Genomic DNA, 18,014 nt, shown 5'->3' on the forward strand with positions numbered 1-18,014 from the left:
ATGCGCCGGGGCTACCCGACAGGCCGACCTCGTGCTTCGAGGTCTGGAAGCATTCCTCGATCGCCCAGCGGGTCCCGGCGACGGCGATGAGTTCCTCGTCGCTGGTGTCGGCGGGGCCGTAGCACAGGTAGTAGGCCAGTTCGGTTGGTTTGGTGATGCTGCGGCGAATGAGCAGCCAGCGGGTGTAGCCGTGTTCGGCGGTGCCGGTGTCGGGCAGAGTGGCGACCGCCCAGTCGTAGACGCGCGGGCCTTTGACACCGTCGCCGCAGCTGCGTCGTTTCCAGGCCAGGGCAGGCGCGGCGGCGGCCAGGGCGTCAGCGCGGGCGCTGCCACGCTCGGTTGGGATCTTCTGGTTGCTCGGCACTGCCAGGACGTAGCTGACATGGCGTTGCTGCAGCCAGAGCCGGAACTTGGCGTCCTTGCCGTATGCCTCGTCTGCGGTGACCCACTTCGCGGGTAGGCCGGCGTCGAGTGCGCGGGCGAGCATCCGCAGCCCCAGCGTCGGCTTGGTCGCGAACCGGATCTCGTCGCCGATCCCGGCCTCGCGGCGGCGGTCCTGGTCGTCGCACCAGGTACGGGGCAGGTACAGCTCGCGGTCCAGCAGTACCCGTCCACGTGGGCTGGCATAGGCCAGGAACACACCGAGTTGGCAGTTCTCGACCCGGCCAGCGGTGCCGGAGTATTGCCGTTGGACCCCGGCGGACTTGGTGCCCTTCTTGATGAACCCGGTCTCGTCCACGATCAGCACCCCGCTGGGATCGCCGACCTGATCAGCGGCGTAAGCGCGCAGGTCGTCGCGGACCGTGTCGGCGTCCCAGCGGGCTCGGTTGAGCAGCCGCTGCATCCGGTCCGGGGTCTGGTCGCCCGCTGCTTCCGCGAGGGTCCAGCCGTTCTTGTCCGCCAGCGGCGACAGCAATCCGAGCAGGTAGCTGCGGGCCTGCCGGCGGGGTTCCACCCGACCGAACCGAGGCGCCAGGCGCGCCATGAGATCATCGAACGCCGACATCCAGCCAGGCACCGCACCAACCGACACGAGCCGATAGTCTACATAGGACGATCAACACTCCCGACGTGGCCAGAGTCGAGTACTCAAACCGCTGTTGACCAGGAACGATGTCGAGGACGGAAGTGCGGCTGGAGTACCAGCGGGGCTACGCCCCAGCCCGACCAGACATGTGACTCGGTGCTGCTCAGGTGGCAGACTCCGATCGCGGGTCAAATGACGGTGACCGATACCGGCCCCGGTGATTGAACCGCCCGAAGCGGTTGGTGACCCTTGCGGATCGATGCCCACGACCGGAGTCTGTCATGACGGTACCGCGCAGTGTTGCCGATGTCCTGGACCGGCATGTCACGTTCGAGATCGAGTCGATCGACCGGATGTATCTCAACGTGTACCAGCCCCGGTTGCAGTACCCGCGGGGCGCGGCGGCGTTCTTCCACCACCACCGCGGTCACACGTTCGCGTCGTCGGCGTTGATGGCCCCGATGACGAAGACGTTCGTGGCCGGCATCCAGGACTTCATCGACCGGCACAGCCTGGACCTGGTGCACTTCGCCAAGAACCAGCGCAAGGACGACCTCACCCAGTCCTACCTGGCCCAGCACGACGGCAGCGAGGGTGTGCTGTATGTCGGCCGTACGCAGGAGAAAGCCGCCGTGATGCGCACCGAACGCCGCTACGACCAGCAGACCGGGGCGTCCTACGCCTGGCTGGTCAAGGCATCCGCCCTGGTCAACCACTTCTACTTCTACTGCTTCGACACCGACTTCGGCCCGTTCTTCATCAAGTTCTGTAGCTACTTCCCCTACAACGCCAAGCTGTGCATCAACGGCCACGAGTGGGCCAAACGGCAAGCCGCGAAGAAGGGCATCGGGTTCACCGCGCTGGACAACGGCTTCGCCGCTGTCGATGACCCAGCGAAGATCCAGGCGCTCTGCGATCGGCTGGGTCCGCGCCAGATCGACGCCCTGCTACGCAAGTGACTGCGCCGGCTGCCGCATCCGTTCACCGCAGCGGACCGCGCCGCCGACTACCGCTATGAGATCTCCATCCTGCAGGCCGAGTTCTCCCTGACCCAGATGCTCGACAAACCGGTCACCGGACGGATCTTCTTCGAACAGGTCATCCACGACAACCTCGACCTGGGCCGCCCCGACCACGTCGGGCTGGTCTTCAACCGGCGCATCCACAACGGACGCAAGCAACACACCCCCGGCCAGTTCCGCACCCGGATCATCACCTCAGGTGTGACACCCAGCCTGCACGTGGACTACAAACACGCCACCATCAAGCAGTACCACAAGGAAGGCCGCGCGCTGCGCACCGAGACCACCATCAACGACCCTGGCGACTTCAACCTCCGCAAAGGGCTGACGAACCTCACCGCACTGCGGGAGGTCGGCTTCACCGCCAACCGACGTCTCCTGCACGTCGAACACATCAGCCACGACCCCGCCACCGGAGCCGAAGCCTTCACCACCGTCACCACACCCAGCAACACCAACGGTCAACACGCCGCCGGGCTGCGCTTCGGCGACCCCCGCGCCCAAGCCCTCCTCGCCGTGCTCCTGGTCTTCCGCCTCCACCCCAACGGGTTCACCAACGCCGAGCTACGCACCCACCTGACACAACTCCTCGGCACCAACCCCGCGACGTGGACAGCCGGCCGCGCCACCTACGACCTGCGCCGACTACGACTCCACGGCCTGATCGAACGCATCCCACACACCCACCGCTACCGCGTCACCGACACCGGCCTGCACCACGCCATGTTCCTCACCCGCGTCCACGACCGCCTCCTCAGAACCGGCACCGCCCACCACACCGACCCCGACCCGCCAACACCATCACCACTACACGCCGCGACCCGCGCCTACGACACCGCACTGAACCAACTCACCCAACACGCCGGCCTGGCCATCTGAAGCCCTTGCAACAGCGGCATCTCCCGCTCGCCGCCGCACAAACTTGACCGGATCAAGACGACTTCGTCGTCCAAAGCCCTCTAATACGACAGCCCGGGTTCGTTATGTAGCCGTACCTCGATGCGTTGGAAGAGTTTCCTAGTGGTGGAACGGCTGTGAGCTTCGGTTATGTCTGGGCGGGTCGGCAGGCGATGGCGAGCATGGTGGGGATGGTGGCGAGCCAGCGTTCGTAGTCGGTCCACTCCGGTTCAGGGTTGAGGTGGGCCGGCAGGGTCGGCGGTTCGTGCAGGCCGGTGACGACCAGGTGGTTGCGGGCCAGTAGGTCGACGTACCAGGACAGCGGGCGGTGGTAGTGGTGATGGCCGCCGAACGAGGTGATCCAGCGACGTTCGTGTTGCAGGTATCCGGTGACCTTGCGGTATCGCTGGCCGGTTGCGGCGTCCTCGACCGAGGTCTGGGCGAAGAAGCAGGGGTGCAGGATGGAGAAGGCGAACACGCCGTCGGGGGCCAGGCAGGCTCGGACGTCGGCGATGAGCGGCTGCAGTTCTGGCAGGTCCGTGAGGACCATGTGGGCGATGATGCCGTGGTAGGTCTGCATGGGGTGGGGCAGCCCGGTGGTGAGGTCGTGGGTGGTGAAAGTGACCTCGGGGTAGGCGGCGCTGACGTGTCGCAGGAGTTCGGTGCTGCCGTCGATGCCCGTCACGGTCGCTCCGGCCTGGCGGAGGTGTTCGGCCAGCCAGCCGTGCCCGCAGCCAAGGTCAAGAAGACGTTGTCCGGTGACGTCTCCCAATGCCTGCCAGAGGAATGGGTTGAATCGCCGGTAGAACGAGTCGTCGATGCCGCTGATGTGCTGGGCGTATCGGTCGGTTGCTTCGTTCCATAGCTGGATGTCATCGCTGCTGGACACGCGGCCCATGCTCGCATAGCACGGGGTGTCATGGCGGTGAGGAGTACCGCCGATCGTGGCAACGTGGGGCCGCTGGGCGTGGCGGCGCGCATAGGGACGGCCGCCGGTTGATCATGCATTGTTTGTGAGGACAAATGAAGATCGTGCGGCGGCCGTTGGGCACAGCGTAGACGCCGAGGCTTGGGTTGCCGAGTTCGACACCGGGTTCGCGGCGATCGCGGGCCGGTTCGCGCGGGTGGAGCCACGCCGGCAGGCCCGCGCGTTCCTGCTCGGGTTGTTGTCCGATGTGGACACCCGCTCCTGTTGGCAGTTGGCTGAGCAGGCAGGGGACACGTCGCCGCACGCGATGCAGCGACTGTTGGGTGAGGCGGTCTGGGATGCCGACGTGGTGCGTGACGACCTGCGCGGCTACGTCATCGACACGCTCGGCGATCCGGGCGGGGTGCTGATCCTGGACGACACCGGGGACCTGAAGAAGGGATACCACACGATCGGTGTCCAGCGGCAGTACACCGGCACCGCCGGTCGCATCGAGAATGCGCAGGTGGCGGTCTACCTCGCATATGCCGGACCGGGCGGGTCCACGCTGATCGACCGGGAGGTCTACCTGCCCAAGGCGTGGACCGACGACCCGGACCGGTGCGCCGCGGCCGGGGTTCCCGCCCACGTCGGGTTCGCCACGAAGATCACCCTCGCGTGGCGGATGCTCGCCCGGGCACTGCACGCGCAGGTGCCGGCAGCGTGGTGCACCGCGGACGAGTTCTACGGCGGTGACCGGCACCTGCGCCGCGATCTGCAGGCCGAGGGTGTCGGCTATGTCCTGGCCGTCGCCAGGAGCCATCGAGTCACTGCCCGGCCGGCCGACGGACCGGTCCGCGCGGACCGCCTCGCCGCCGGGCTGCCCGCCAGCGGGTGGAACCGCGTCAGCGCCGGGGCCGGGGCGAAAGGCGACCGGGACTACGACTGGGCCTGGATCACCATCACCCCACCAGCAGGCGAGGCAGCCGGATACCACAGCCTACTCATCCGCCGACGGATCAGCGACGGCGAATTGGCGTTCTACCGCTGCTGGTCACCCCGGCCGGTCCCACTACGGGCACTGGTCCGGGTGGCCGGAACCCGATGGAACGTCGAGACCTGCTTCCAGACCGGCAAGACCATCGGCCTGGACGAACCCCAGGTCCGCCGCTGGGACTCCTGGTACCGGCACACCACCCTGGTCATGCTCGCCCACGCCATCCTCACCGTGATCGCCGCGCGGGAACGCCGGCAGCACACCGAACACGCGCTGATTCCGTTGACGCTCAACGAGATCCGGCGGCTCTTCGCCAAGCTGATCGCCAACACCATCCACCCGATCAGCCACTGGCTAACCTGGTCCCAATGGCGCCGCCGCCATCAAGCCCGCGCCAGGACCAGCCACTACCGCCGCAGAGGACAAGCCACCCATCAACAAGCCACCCATCAACCAGCATCTACATAACGAACCCGGGCCGCCGTACTAACCTAGCCCCAAATTCTTGAGCCGTTCAGCCACTGGCACCTGACCGGGCGGTCGCAATATGAATTTATTCTTCTTACTGTCGAAGCTATCCAAGTAAGCAGAAACCCTTCCACCTACTTGATAATCGTCGTCGTCGTCGATGTACAGAGCGTCAATAAGCCCCACGCGAGACATTCCAAGGTCAACGATCACACCCCACCGAAAGGCGGCCTCAACCTCACCTTCGACGAGCGTGCCGATAAGCGCTCGCTCCTGCGCACTGATCTTGGCTTCTTCCATGATCAGAGCAACTCTCGCCTGAATCGGTTGAGGATCCCGAACATCGTGTTTGGCACCGCTACCTCGGTCCTCGGAACGCCATTATGCGACCCTACGTGAGGGGCAAAGTGCTGGTCAAAATCGGCGCGCGGGATCCGGATATGAATGACAGTACCATCATAGCCGCCACGGCTCGCATAGTCTTGAGCAATCGCCTTCCCTTCGTCTCCCAACCCGAAGTAGGCTCGCCCATCTGGATAGCCATTTCCTGAGCCAGGGAAGTCATCAGGGGTGAATCCATCGTCGAGCAGTTTCTGGGTCATTCCCTTGCCCGGAGCCTTGTAGATCGAGACCGGATCGCAGTTGTGTACGAGCACCGGCGTGTTGCCGGCCACCACATAGTACGTGTGGATGTTGCTGACGGTGAGGTCGCGCATGGTCTTAGCGCCGATGTAGCTGTGGACCCTGAGCACGACCAGTGTGTGGTGGTCCGCAGTGCGAAGTTGATCGCCAGGGGTCAGATTGGCTGCGTCGACCCAGTTCTGTGCTGTGTCCGACCAGAACGGGTGGCGGTCGGTGGTTTTGAGTTCCTGCGTCTCGCCGACCTCGTTCATCACTGTGAGGTCGGTCAGGTCTGTATCGAGGTTGACGTGCAGGTCGGTTACGCTTTGAGTTGTGGTCTCCGATGTGGTTGGGTCAGTTGCTATGACGGTGTCGCCGACCGCGACATCCTCGATCGCCTTCGTCGACCCGTTCGCCATGAGGATGGGCGTGCTGGGGTCGAAGCTGTGGCATTTGATCGGTACGTCGGCGCTCTCGCCAGCATTGGCACCGGCCTTTGCCGCGTTCTTCCCCACCTTTACGGCATCTTCGGCGGCCTTTGTCGCAGCCTTGGCCGCCTTTCCGGCAGCCTTCGCGGTAGACTTGGCCACCTTTGTGACCGCCTTAGCCGCCGCTGCCATCAACCGGAAAGCACCCAACCCGCCCGCGGCAGGACTCAGGACAGCGGCAACCACTTCGGCCGTAAACAGAATGACTCCGGCGGTGCCGTAGCCTGCCTCGTAGTAGTCTCCGTTCTTGAGGTCTTCAATGACCTGGCAATGCCCAACTACGACACAACCAGGGGCCAGTGGACCGTATTCGGGTTCCCATCGGTCGACTTCGGCGTTGAAGTCATCTACGACTCGACCTGGGTCTTCGACTACTTGGTTGATGCCTTCAACCGTTTCATTCGCGACGTTGAACGGATTAAGTCCGTCACCGAGACCAACAAGATACTCTTGAAGATTGCCCCACCATGACAGTCCACTAGGGTCGGAGTGAGTTATCGGATTATGGCCCGCGTATGCGTAGGCGTTGAAGGTGGTCGGCGAATCCAATGCGACGAATGGGTCGGGGCTGATGAAGGTGCCGAGGTCGGGGTCGTATTCGCGGGCGCCGACGTCGAGCAGTCCGGTGGAGGTGTTGGTTTGTTTGTTGAGGAAGCCGCGGTCGGTGGGCCAGGTGCCTTGGGTGGCACGGTCGGCGCCGTAGGGGGTGTACCAGCGGCGTTGGACAGCGCCGGTGGTGGTGTTGACGGTGAGGTTCGCGGAGGCTTGGTGGTCGGCGGCGAGCCAGTAGCAGCCGGTGGTGTTGCGGACGGCGACGGTGGTGCCGGCGTGGGTGTAGTAGCGGGTGGCGGTGACGGTGCCGCCGACGGCTTTGTATTCCTGGCCGGCGGCGTAGAGGGTGCTGCCGCTGGGGTCGAGGCGGATTAGGAGGGCGCCGGTGGCGTCGTAGCGGTGGACGGTTTGCTGGTCGCCGCCGGTGGCGTGGACGGTGGCGGCGGAGAACTGGTTTTCGGGGTTGAAGGTGAAGTCGGTGACGACGCCGTTGATGGTGCGTTGTTTGGTGTTGCCGGCGTTGTCGTAGGTCATGGTGTCGGTATGGGCGTAGGCGCCCTGTTGCGCCACGCTGGTGGCGGCGTGAACCGGGTCGGTGCCGGCTAGGCCGTAGGTCGGGACGCGGGTCCACGCGTTCTGCGAGGTCCATTGGTGGGTGTAGGCGAGTTGCCGGTTGGCGCTGTCGTAGGACCAGCGGTCGTAGTAGGGGTATTTGCCGGAGGTGTCAACGTCGGCGTTGGTCGGCAGGTTGGTGCAGCCGCTCAGGGTCGTCCAGGCGTGGGTGAGGCGGTGCTGGCCGTCGTAGCGGTAGCACTGGGATTGGTTGTCGGTGCCGTCGAGGATGCGGGTGATGTCGCCGGTCGGGGTGTAGGTGTATGTGTCGTTCTGGATGGTGGTCCAGCCGGTGCCGCCGGTGTTGGGTTGTTTGCTGGTGATGGTGGCGAGGCGTCCGGTGGCGGGCTGCCAGGTGTAGTCGCGGGTGAGTTGGCCGGGGCCGCTGGCGCCGTAGACGCGTTGGGTGAGTTGGCCGATCTGGGTGTAGCTGGTGGCGGTGACGTAGGGGTCGGTGCCGGTCAGGGTGGTGGGGTAGCCGAGGGTGTTGTAGCCGGTGGTGACGGTTTCCGCGGCCAGGCCGCCACCGGCGGGGTAGCTGATGCTGGTGGGATGCTCGGCGCGGTCGTAGCCGTAGCCGATGGTGTAGGTACCGGCGAGCGCGCCCTGGCTCATGGGGATGGACCAGGTCTGCCCGGTCGGTTGGTAGCGGCTGGTGTAGCCGGTGACGCTGACCGTGAACTGGTCGGAGCCGACCCAGCGGGTACTGGCGGTCGGCAGCCCCTTCTTGAGGGTGTCGTAGGTGAACGTCGCGAGCTTGATACCGGTGCTGATCGCGTTGGCCCAGCGGACCGTTTCACGGCCGAGCTGGTCGTACTCGTGGGAGATTGTCTGGCCGCGGCCGTCGGTCGTGGCGATCACGTCGCCGGCGGCGTTGTAGCTGCTGGTGCTGGTGCCCGTGTCGGGGTCGGTGGTGCTGGTGCGCCAGCCGGCGAGGTTGTAGCCGTAGCTGGTGACGTTCCCGGCCGGGTCGGTGAGCGTGGCGAGGTTGCCGGCGGTGTCGTAGGCGTAGCTGGTGGTTTCGTGGCTGCCGGTGACCGTGCTGGTGGGGTAGACCTCCAGCCGGCTGGTCCGCCCCCACGCATCAACGTAGGTGCGGGCGGCGCCGCCGTCGGGTGGCACAACCGTGCTCTGGTCGCCGTCGTAGCTGTAACTGGTGGACCACTGGCTGACGCCCAACGCCTGCAGGGTGGCGGTGGACAGCCGGTCCTGGTTGTCGTAGCTGGCCACGGTCTGTGACGGCACGCTCGCGGCAGCGGTGTTGACCAGGCCGGACCCGGCCGCGCTGCTGTTGTAGAAGGGGGCGGTGGCGGTGGCTGGGTTGCCGCGGTTGTCGTACTTGGTCTCGGTCACCATCCGGCCGGTGCCGCCCGGCGCGGGTGCCTGGGTGTTGCGGGTGCGCAGCAGCCCGTCGTAGTAGGTGTACGAGGTGAGGTAGACCGGGTTGCTGTTCCCGGGGCCGTTGATCTGTTGCAGCACCTGCGCGGTGGTCTTCGACGGTGCGGTGGCGTTGAGTTCGTAGCTGTATTTTTCGGACGCCGGCGCGCCCGCGGCGCGGTCCTCGGTGGGCTTCCACACGGCCGTGACGCGGCCGAGCGCGTCATAGGTGGCCTCGGTCTTGTGCCCGTTCATGTCGACCACCGTGATCGGGCCGATGGTCGGGTCGATCGTCGTCGTGACCGTGTTGCCGCTGGTGAAGAACTGATCCGTGGTGGCCATCTGGGTGACCGGTCCGCCGCTGGCCGGGGTGTAGGCCGTGGTGACGGTATGCCCGCGGGCGTCGACCGAGGACACCGGCCGGCCGTAGCTGTCGTAGCCGGTGGTGGCGGTCGACCACACCGTGCTCGGGCTGGTGGTGACCAGGGTCTGGGCCTTGGTGGGCAGGCCCGCGCCGGGCAGGTCGGTGAGGTTGGCGTGGCCGTCGTACCAGGTCTGGGACTTGCTGAGCAGGGTGCCGCTGCCGCAGGTGGTGCCGGCGTAGGTGGCGACCTCGTACGGGTAGGCGACCTTGTTGCTGGCCGCGTCCTGGGTGTAGCTGGTCCGGGTGCAGGTCTCCTTCCCGGTAACGCCGGTGTGCACGATGTCGGTGGGCAGGCCGTAGCTGTCGTAGGCGGTGTTGGTCGAGCTCCACACGTTGGTCGGCACCGCATCGACCCGCTCGTAGTGCTGGGTCTGGGTTTCGGTGACCCGGTAGGCGGTGAACGTGCCGTCCGGCCACCCCTCGACCCGCGTCCCGCGGGCAGTCAGCGACGGGGTGTGCGTAGTGCCGGCGGCCTGTAGGGTGCCGTTCCAGCGGGTGTCCTCCCGCACGAACCCGCGCAGCGGGTCCTGGTCGAGCAGGTCGCCGCCCCACAGGTCGGTGATCTTCGCGAACCGGGCGCCGCCGCTGGCCAGCCGGTCACCGTCCATGCCGCGGTAGTACAACCTACTGGTCGTGGTGGTCGGCCCGGCCCCGCCGGCGATCGTGGTGACCTTGCTGTAGCCGCGGAACTGGGACCAGGTCCGGGTCGTGGTCAGCGCGATCTCGTTGGTGTCCCAATGCCACAACGCCTTGGCGTTGGTGCGGTCGTTGTCGTACAAGTAGCTGGTCACCACCGGCGGCGACCCACCGACGTTGTCCCGCTCGATGACCGAGGTCGTCACATACTTGTGGAACCAGCCGAACCCGGCCGTGCCGCCCTCCGGCGCGGACCACTGCGGGAAACACAGCCGGATGTTGTCGTCCGCCGCGGCCGGGATCGACGACGGGGAACACTCCGGCGCCGAGTAGGCGACGTCGATCTGCCCACCGGGCCCGGTCAGGATCATCGACATCCGCCAGTGTTTCGCCTTCGGCACCCCCAGGCCGGTGCTGGAGTCGACCCGGTTGTCCAGCTCCTGACCGTAGAAGCCGATCGTCGGCTCCGACGCGGCAGTACTGTTGGCCAGACCGATGTGATCCACATACCGCAGCCACATCTGCGGTGTGGTGCCGTCACTGTTGGCCGGGAAGTCGTGCCTGAGGTTCCACCGGTCCACCGGCTTGTACGTGCCCGACCCGGCGTCCCACACCTGAGTCAGCACCGCCTCGACCAGCATCGGGCTCCAGAACGTCGGCGAGCGCTGCCCCACGCCCGGGCACGACGACGCGGTCGTCGCGCACGACAGGTCCCACGGCGTGTCCGGCCAGCTCGAACACGTCGGCGCGTCCGCGCACCGCCGCACGTTCGACACGATCACCTGCACCGGCGCGTGGCCCACGAACTCCTGGTCTTTGCGGGTGCCGTACTCGATCCGCTTCACATACACCGCGGCGTCATACGCGGCGACCCGGGTGTTGTTGTTCGCCCCGTACCCGTTGAAGTACTTGTCGTAGAAGTACGTCATAGTGTTCCCGCGCGGGTCCACCACATAGTCCAGATTCCACCGGTACGCCACGTTGCACCACGAGCCGGAGAACGTGCCGGTGTAGCAGTAGTCACCCGGATTGTTGCCGTAGACCGGCACCACCGCCGCCGAGTACGTGTCCTGCGAACCGTTCGACGCCGCCGTCGGCAGCCGGTTCAACCCGAAGTAGTACTGCGTGCCGTCCTGCGTCGTCACCCGCCAGTGCGCACCATCAGCGGTATAGTTCGCCGCCCCGGTCAACGACTCGATCTTCAACCCAGAATCGTCCTTGGCGACCCACACCCCGCTGTTCGAGTCCCGCACCAGCGACGTCGACACACCGTTGAACGACAACGTCGCGTTGTACCGCGACATCTGACACAGATCCCCGGTACTGCCGCCATCCTCCCGACAACTGCGGTACGACCGCTCGATGAACGGAATCGGCAGATCCCAGCCCTCACCGATCTGCGACGGCTGACTGTTCGTCCCAGCCGTCCGCGCATCCACCGAACCCGACGAATACCCCAGCGACAGGCTCGGCGCCGGACCACCCAACGACGCCGGCATCCGCAACGGCACCGCATACGTGAAATCACCGGACTGGCCACCCCCCGCCCACGACCCCGCCGGCGACAACGACGTCTGCCGGAAATCCCCCGTCTGCGACGAATTCCCCGCCGCCAACGCGAACACCGAACCCCCACCCGCGCCAGCCGACCCCGAAGATCCCGCCGATGCCGGCGCGAGCGTCAACTGCGGCACCGACACCGTCGACGACGTCTCCACGTTCGTCGCGCCCGGCACCGGGATCTGCTCCTGACAGGCCGGCACCTCCGGCGTGGACAACACACACGCCGGCAACGACACCAACACCAACCGCGACCCGAACCCCGCCACCCCGTAACCGTCACGGAAGTCCGTGTAGTCGATATCCACCCCGACCGGCGCCGACCCGGTACCACCATCGGCCCGCGCCAGCGTGAACACCACACCCTTCACCCCGGCCCGATCGGTCAACCCCCGATCCGCCACCGACAACGCCACCTGCGACGGCCCCACCACCGCCGCCCGCGCCTGCGCCGCCTCCAACGCCCGCAACGTCCGCGGCTCCGGACCCACCACCCCAGCCCCGTACAACCGCACCACCAACCCACCGACCCGCGTCGTCCCGACCTTGGCGGCAGCACCAGCCGACGACGTCGTCGACCCATCGACCGGCACCGTGCCCGACCCACCCGCCGGGAACACCGTCTTCGCCGCCGACCACATCGCCGGCAACGCCGGCTCCCCCGACGCAGCCGGCAACGGCTGCGACGGCACCGACGGCACCGACACATCCGCCGGCGGCGGCGCCGGCCACGACGGCCCCGCCTGCGCCGGCAACCCCACCAACACCCCACCCACCACAACACCGCACAACGCCGCGGCCAACACCCGCCGCCCACCCGGCGCCACACCACGCCAGCCACCAAATTGGCGACGGCCCAACCCGGACAACAACCCGGACAACGACACCGACGCAGGCATGACGCCTCCCCTCCGCGCAGCACCAGCCCCGCCCGGACCGGCAGCCAGAAACCTACGGCCAGAGATCAACCCCGCGCAAGAGTCGACAAGCATCAATCACCCAGCGCCACATCGGCAGGCAGCACAACATCACCAGCCGAACACCCACCGACCAGCGCAGTGACCCCGTCCACGGCCCGGCCACCACAACAGCGGAGATCACCGACCGTGCACTGCGACCCAAAACAGCAAAACACCAGAAGCCCGCCTGTGGGGCTCGTAAATTCGGTTCGAGGCTGTGACGTGCCGTTGCGGCGCGAGGTCGCCCGGCCGTAAGCGCCACCATGGAGGCATGACCGCTTCGCTGGTGTACCTGCTCCTGCGCCGGATCTTGCAGATGCTGACCCAGCTCGCCCGAGACGGCGGCGCGAAAGACGTCGAACTGCTCGTATTACGGCATCAGGTGGCGGTGCTGCGCCGGCAGGTGCACCGCCCCGACCTGCAACCAGCCGATCGGGTGGTGCTGGCGGCGTTGTCACGACTGCTGCCCCGTCCACAATGGTCGGCGTTCTTCGTCACCCCAGCCACGCTGCTGCGCTGGCACCGGCAACTGATCGCCCGGCACTGGACGTATCCGCACGCACGGCCCGGCCGGCCACCCATCGACCGGGAGCTCCGTGCGCTGGTGCTGCGGCTGGCCGCGGAGAATCCGGCTTGGGGTCACCGCCGCGTGCAGGGTGAGCTGGCTCGTTTGGGCTACCGGATCGCGGCCAGCACGGTCTGGAAGATTCTGCACCAGGCCGGCGTCGACCCGGCACCCCGCCGCACCGGACCCACCTGGCAGCAGTTCCTCACCGCCCAGGCCCACACGATCCTGGCCTGCGACTTCTTCACCGTCGACACCGTGCTACTCAAACGGATCTACATACTGTCCTTCGTCGAACTCGCCACCCGCCAGGTGCACATCGTCGGCGTCACCGCCCACCCCACCGGCGCCTGGGTCACGCAACGGGCCCGGAACTTCCTGATGAGTCTGGACCAGCGCGCCGACGGGCTTCGGTTCCTGCTGCGTGACCGGGACGCGAAGTTCACGGCGGCGTTCGACGCCGTGTTCGCCGCCGCGGGTATCGATGTGCTTCGCACACCGCCCCAGGCGCCGCGGGCGAACGCTTTCGCGGAACGCTGGGTCGGGACCGTCCGGCGTGAATGCACGGACCGGATGCTCATCGCCGGCGAACGACACCTGACACGCGTCCTGACCGAGTACACCACCCACTACAACGCCCACCGACCACACCGAGCGCTCGAACAGCAACCACCGAACCCGTCACCGCCGCAGGTCGTCGACCTCAACGCCGCCCGGGTCCGACGACGCCCGATCCTCGGCGGGTTGATCAACGAATACAGGCAGGCCGCGTAGCCAAACCCAATTTACGAGCCCCACAGGTGCAGCCGTGAGCTACACGGCGGGCACTTTCGGGCCAGAGGCACCCGTGGATGTGCGGTTGATGTTGTGGGCTCTGGCGCAGCGGGCCGCCGAGTACCGGCGCGAGTGGCTGCGTGCCGAGGCCGCGGCCAAGGCCGACGGGGGCAGGCTGCGGGACACCGGCGGCGGTGTCCAGGCGTTCGCCCACTGGGCGGCGAGCCGGCGGATGCTCAGCGATGCCATACGCACCGCGCTGGTCGGGACGACGGAGGAGCGCCGGGCGGCGCTCGGCGAGCATCTGCTCACCCGGGCGTCGGGAACATTGCCGGAGCCGTCGGGCGGTGGCCTGCTCTGCCCGTGGTGCGGCCGGGGGCCCAACCCGAACACCGGGGAGACGATCCAACACGACCAATGGCCGGTCCGGTACCCGCGCACCCGGTGGCACGACAGATGCCGGGCGGCGTACATCGAGGAGCAGGAAGGAACGGCGCCGTGAGCGTGCGCATCGAGAACCCGGAGGCGTACACCGAGGCGGCGCACACCGCCTACGCCGCGGTGAGCGGTGCGGAGCCGATCGAGGCCGGCGGCCGGTGGTTCACCCCGACCATGGTCACTGTGCACGTGCGGTGGCGTACCCAGATCGGCTACGGGTGGGTCATCGAGCGGATCGAGATCAGCGGCCCGTGGGTGCCGCGCGCCGAGGGTGCGGCGCCGGCCGGGTCGGGGCGCGTCATCCTCGGCCTGGACAACGCGCCGCAGTGGGCGGCCGAGCACGCCCGCGGCTGCGTGCCCGGCTGGGCGCTGCCGGAGGCCAGCGGCCCGGAAGTGGTGCCGGGGGTGCGGCGTAGTCAGTGGCCCGACGGCGAGCGCCGGGTGAGCGGATGACCGCCACGGCGCGCCGGAAGGGCTTCCGGCGCACGATCGTGCCGATGCTGCAGACCATCGGCCAGTGGCGGCAGTACCTTGTGCGTGTGTGGCAGCCGCCGAGCCGTCGGTGGTGGGCCGACGCGAACGGTATCGAGCGGTGGCACGACGAGCCGCGGAAGGACATCCCGGCCGCGGAGTACCCGGAGAATGATCCGGAGCGGCTGCGGGAGCTGATCGAGTCCAAGCAGGACCACGCCGTCGTCGACACGCCGCTTCGGGTGCGGCTCGAAACCCGCCGGATCGGAGCGGGCCCCACGCTGTGCGTCACGGCCGACGAGCACTCGCCGCTGCCCGTCGGCGAGCACGGCCGACGGGCAGCAGCGGCGAGGCATCGAACAGCAGGGGCTGCCCGCCGTCCCGTCACTGGCACACCGCGACCGTGTGCGGCGTGCCGAAATCGACGCCGAGCCGGTGCGCGCCATTCATGGAATACGACAACAGCGAGTGCCCGCCCGCGCTCGTTGCCGCTCGGATCGCCGGCAACCGGCTGTGCGGGCCGGTGACGCTTGAGGCGACGATGGCCGGCCGCCGAAGGGGGCGGGCGCAACGGCCGTGACCCCCGAATTTCGTTACGCCTGGCCGTACGAGATGGCGCTTCGTGCGAGCAGTTCGCGCGCGCGGTCCACGATCGGCTTGCCGATCATTTGGCCGTCGAGTTTCGTGATCGAGCCGTTGCCGGCGGCGTCAACCACATTCCGGGCCCATTGCAGCTCCGCCTCCGCGGGCGCGAACGCGGCATGGACAATGTCGATCTGGCGCGGGTGCAGGCAGATTTTGCCGCGATAACCGAGCAGCGAGGCGTGCACCGAGTCGGAGCGGAGCTTCTCATCGTCGTCCAGGACCACCGTCACGCCGTCCAGCGGGGCGGTGACGCCTGCGGCCGCTGACGCGAGCACCAGCTGCGACCTCGCCGCGGAAAGTGCGCTCAGGTCGGCGAGATCGATGCCCAGTTCCTTCGCCAGGTCGACATTTCCGAAGATCGCCCGCACCACGCCCGGCTGCGCACAGACGGAACGCGCTTCCAGGATGCCGCGCGCCGTCTCGACGATCGGAAGTACGCACGAGCCGGGTGCGAGCCGGCCGAAGACCTCGCGGGTGGCCTCCGGGTCGGCTTTGGGTACGAGGACCGCGAGGGGGAACTCGGCCACCATGGCAAGGTCTTCCTCGAACCATTGCGTACCGACGCCGTTGATGCGCACCGCTCCGATTCCTCCGGACGACAGCCACCGCTCGATATTTTTCCGAGCGCAGGGCTTTTCGCCCGGTCCGACGGAATCCTCGAGGTCGAGCACGATGCCGTCCGCGCGGCTCGCGGCGGCCTTCTCGAAGCGATCGGGCCGATGCCCAGGTGCAAAGAGAAGGGACCTGGCCTCTCGCATGCGATCCAGGAGCGTCTTCATGGAAGCCTCACAAGTCCTTCCTCGTCCTTTTGTGGCCGGCGCGCCGAGTGAATTTCGGCGATTGCGGAGACCAGGTTCCGCCGGGCTGCGTGATGCGCCTGGAAACCTGGTATGGAGGGCTCACCGGTATTACCGCTGCCCCACAAGGCCACCATTCAGGGATCATCGTGGAGACTGGCCTTGCGGTTGGCAATCCGTGCAGCGAACCGCGCTATCGGTGAAACGAAGCCGCATCCGGGCCGATGGCCGAGTAGTGCAGACGATACCTGGCCAACTCGGCCGAGCCTGCGTTCAGTACCTCTTGCTGGCAAATGGCCGGATAGGCCAACGCCGACATCAGCGGAACCGGCACAACCGCGCCAGATGGTCACATCACGTCACTGATCCGTTGCGTGGAGCGAGCCAGTGAGCGACAATTGATGTCGATGGATCGGGGGCCGTCGACCTGGCGATCGCTACCCGGCCTGCACCTTTGCTCGATAGACGGCGCTCAATCGGATGATGCCTTGTGTCGTCCTTTCGGCGCGCCTGGGAAGGAACGACCACATGCTCAACCCGCTCATGCATACGGCTTCGTCATACCACGTTCACCTCGCATCAAATCACCTGCACTCGCGCGTGTGACATGGTGGTTCCAGGGCTTGATCGTGAACCAGTCGTCGAGCCGCCGTTGTCGAGGTACGCCGTACTTCGGTCGTCTGATCTGCAAGAGATCAACACGGCGGTGTCAGAGCACATACGTCCGCAGTCGCTCGAGCTGCCTTCGCCCGGGGGCAGGCTGGACGCTCGCCTCCACGTGGCCCGGCTTCGCAATATCACCGTGGGGTATGTGACCTACGGCACCTCGGTGAACACGCACTTCGGCGCGGAGGACTCGCCGTTCGTCGCGCACGTCCCCATCGCGGGATCCGTCGCGGTCGACGCGCCTGGATACGGCTTGCAGTCAGAGGGCGTGGGTTCGGTCATCTCCCCGAGCCTGCCGACCACGGTGCGCTGGAGCCGAACCAGCGCACAGGTGGCGATCCGGCTGGATCATCAGGCCCTCCACGCCGAGCTGGCGGACCTCGTCACGAACCCCTTGTCGCATCCCCTGCGGTTCCAGCCGTGCATGTCGATGGAGAGTCGTGGCGTGCGCGGCTGGACCTCCGCGATCTCATGGCTCGTCGCGGAGCTGGACCGCGGCAGCGGTCTGGTCGACCACCCACTTGTCGTCGCCTCGGTCGAGCAGGTCATCATGCGCGGGTTGCTCATCGCGCAATCACACACCTATACCTCACATCTGGACGCGTACACCCGTTCCGCGCGTTCGTCCGTCATCCGTGCCGTAGCCGAACAGATGGACGCCTCGCCACAGACCCCCTTCACCGTCGACATGCTGGCCCGGCAGGCCGGCATCAGTGTTCGGGCCCTGCAGAAGGGGTTTCGGCGGGAGTTTGCGGTGTCCCCGCTGGAGTATCTGCGGGCGGTGCGGCTCAAGCGGGCCCGCGAGGAGCTCCTCCGGGCGGGCCCGAGCGAGGGCGTCACCGTCACCGATGTCGCCACCCGCTGGGGATTCGGCCATCTGGGCTGGTTCGGCCAGCGCTACCGCGAACGCTACGGCGAGTCACCGTCGAAGACCCTCCGGCGGTGAACGCCCTACGTCTGTCCATATTGGACGCCGGAGCGGTGACGCACCTAACGGCCGCCGTTCGCAAACCTGGAAGCTGCCGACGCGGGACGGATAGCTACGCGACGTTTCGTCCCGTAGAAATGAGCCGCACGAGCCACGAGGGACGCGCACACTACCGCGGCACAG

13 protein-coding genes and 1 pseudogene are annotated in these 18,014 nt (G+C 67.0%); 9 read left to right on the forward strand and 5 right to left on the reverse strand.

Going from position 1 to position 18,014, the window contains the following annotated elements; genetic code table 11:
* Window positions 1-19 precede the first annotated feature (19 nt).
* Window positions 20-1,006, reverse strand: a pseudogene (locus Drose_RS27110) (IS701 family transposase); the annotation flags it as partial.
* A 302-nt stretch (window positions 1,007-1,308) separates the two neighbouring features.
* On the opposite strand from Drose_RS27110, the gene Drose_RS27115 reads away from it, so the two are divergent.
* Both Drose_RS27115 and Drose_RS27120 read left to right on the forward strand, forming a co-directional pair.
* Entirely contained in the window at window positions 1,309-1,986 is a 678-nt protein-coding gene (locus Drose_RS27115) for a hypothetical protein (protein WP_260724144.1), read from the forward strand.
* Between the two features lie 96 nt (window positions 1,987-2,082).
* On the forward strand, window positions 2,083-2,928 hold the full coding sequence (locus Drose_RS27120) for a hypothetical protein (RefSeq protein WP_260724145.1): 846 nt from the start codon (window positions 2,083-2,085) through the stop codon (window positions 2,926-2,928).
* Between the two features lie 166 nt (window positions 2,929-3,094).
* Here Drose_RS27120 and Drose_RS27125 read toward each other — a convergent pair whose 3' ends face one another.
* Complete coding sequence (locus Drose_RS27125; protein WP_260724146.1) at window positions 3,095-3,835, reverse strand: class I SAM-dependent DNA methyltransferase; 741 nt, start codon at window positions 3,833-3,835, stop codon at window positions 3,095-3,097.
* A 124-nt stretch (window positions 3,836-3,959) separates the two neighbouring features.
* Between Drose_RS27125 and Drose_RS27130 the strand changes: the two genes are divergently transcribed.
* Window positions 3,960-5,318 (forward strand): IS701 family transposase, encoded by a 1,359-nt coding sequence (locus tag Drose_RS27130; protein ID WP_425545107.1) that lies wholly within the window; start codon window positions 3,960-3,962, stop codon window positions 5,316-5,318.
* Window positions 5,319-5,336: 18 nt separating this feature from the next.
* Here the strand turns inward: Drose_RS27130 and Drose_RS27135 are convergent, their stop codons facing one another.
* Together Drose_RS27135 and Drose_RS27140 are read right to left on the reverse strand one after the other, a co-directional pair.
* Complete coding sequence (locus Drose_RS27135) at window positions 5,337-5,618, reverse strand: S1 domain-containing protein (RefSeq protein ID WP_260724147.1); 282 nt, start codon at window positions 5,616-5,618, stop codon at window positions 5,337-5,339.
* Window positions 5,619-5,620: 2 nt separating this feature from the next.
* The gene (locus Drose_RS27140) at window positions 5,621-11,977 is read right to left on the reverse strand and encodes a polymorphic toxin-type HINT domain-containing protein (protein WP_260724148.1); all 6,357 of its coding nucleotides are present in this window, start codon (window positions 11,975-11,977) and stop codon (window positions 5,621-5,623) included.
* Between Drose_RS27140 and Drose_RS27145 the strand changes: the two genes are divergently transcribed.
* The 5 genes from Drose_RS27145 (at window position 11,940) to Drose_RS27165 (ending at window position 15,322) form a co-directional block, all read left to right on the forward strand.
* Window positions 11,940-12,650, forward strand: coding sequence for a hypothetical protein (locus Drose_RS27145; RefSeq protein WP_260724149.1), 711 nt, complete (start codon window positions 11,940-11,942; stop codon window positions 12,648-12,650). The two genes, Drose_RS27140 and Drose_RS27145, sit on opposite strands and share 38 nt — an antisense overlap.
* 168 nt (window positions 12,651-12,818) lie before the next feature.
* Window positions 12,819-13,886, forward strand: a complete 1,068-nt coding sequence (locus Drose_RS27150; protein ID WP_260724150.1) for an integrase core domain-containing protein — start codon at window positions 12,819-12,821, stop codon at window positions 13,884-13,886.
* Window positions 13,887-13,974: 88 nt separating this feature from the next.
* Window positions 13,975-14,388, forward strand: a complete 414-nt coding sequence (locus Drose_RS27155) for a hypothetical protein (RefSeq protein WP_260724151.1) — start codon at window positions 13,975-13,977, stop codon at window positions 14,386-14,388.
* Window positions 14,385-14,777, forward strand: a complete 393-nt coding sequence (locus Drose_RS27160) for a hypothetical protein (RefSeq protein ID WP_260724152.1) — start codon at window positions 14,385-14,387, stop codon at window positions 14,775-14,777. Before Drose_RS27155 ends, Drose_RS27160 begins: the two co-directional genes overlap by 4 nt.
* Window positions 14,774-15,322 carry a hypothetical protein gene (locus Drose_RS27165; protein WP_260724153.1) on the forward strand — a complete coding sequence of 183 codons (549 nt, stop codon included), beginning with the start codon at window positions 14,774-14,776 and terminating at the stop codon, window positions 15,320-15,322. Before Drose_RS27160 ends, Drose_RS27165 begins: the two co-directional genes overlap by 4 nt.
* A 66-nt stretch (window positions 15,323-15,388) precedes the next feature.
* On the opposite strand, the gene Drose_RS27170 is transcribed toward Drose_RS27165, so the two are convergent.
* Complete coding sequence (locus Drose_RS27170) at window positions 15,389-16,219, reverse strand: HpcH/HpaI aldolase/citrate lyase family protein (protein WP_260724154.1); 831 nt, start codon at window positions 16,217-16,219, stop codon at window positions 15,389-15,391.
* A gap of 625 nt (window positions 16,220-16,844) precedes the next feature.
* Here Drose_RS27170 and Drose_RS27175 point away from each other — a divergent pair.
* On the forward strand, window positions 16,845-17,849 hold the full coding sequence (locus Drose_RS27175) for an AraC family transcriptional regulator (RefSeq protein ID WP_260729817.1): 1,005 nt from the start codon (window positions 16,845-16,847) through the stop codon (window positions 17,847-17,849).
* Window positions 17,850-18,014: the final 165 nt, after the last annotated feature.

The organism is Dactylosporangium roseum (assembly GCF_025264685.1).
Classification (GTDB): Bacteria; Actinomycetota; Actinomycetes; order Mycobacteriales; family Micromonosporaceae; genus Dactylosporangium; species Dactylosporangium roseum.

What these genes read in the sequence shown, in the direction of transcription:
- Drose_RS27115 (WP_260724144.1), top strand. Translation starts at nt 1,309, where the DNA reads ATGACGGTACCGCGCAGTGTTGCCGATGTCCTGGACCGGCATGTCACG.
- Drose_RS27120 (WP_260724145.1), top strand. Translation starts at nt 2,083, where the DNA reads ATGCTCGACAAACCGGTCACCGGACGGATCTTCTTCGAACAGGTCATC.
- Drose_RS27135 (WP_260724147.1), bottom strand. Translation starts at nt 5,618, where the DNA reads ATGGAAGAAGCCAAGATCAGTGCGCAGGAGCGAGCGCTTATCGGCACG.
- Drose_RS27150 (WP_260724150.1), top strand. Translation starts at nt 12,819, where the DNA reads ATGACCGCTTCGCTGGTGTACCTGCTCCTGCGCCGGATCTTGCAGATG.
- Drose_RS27155 (WP_260724151.1), top strand. Translation starts at nt 13,975, where the DNA reads ATGTTGTGGGCTCTGGCGCAGCGGGCCGCCGAGTACCGGCGCGAGTGG.
- Drose_RS27165 (WP_260724153.1), top strand. Translation starts at nt 14,774, where the DNA reads ATGACCGCCACGGCGCGCCGGAAGGGCTTCCGGCGCACGATCGTGCCG.
- Drose_RS27170 (WP_260724154.1), bottom strand. Translation starts at nt 16,219, where the DNA reads ATGAAGACGCTCCTGGATCGCATGCGAGAGGCCAGGTCCCTTCTCTTT.
- Drose_RS27175 (WP_260729817.1), top strand. Translation starts at nt 16,845, where the DNA reads ATGGTGGTTCCAGGGCTTGATCGTGAACCAGTCGTCGAGCCGCCGTTG.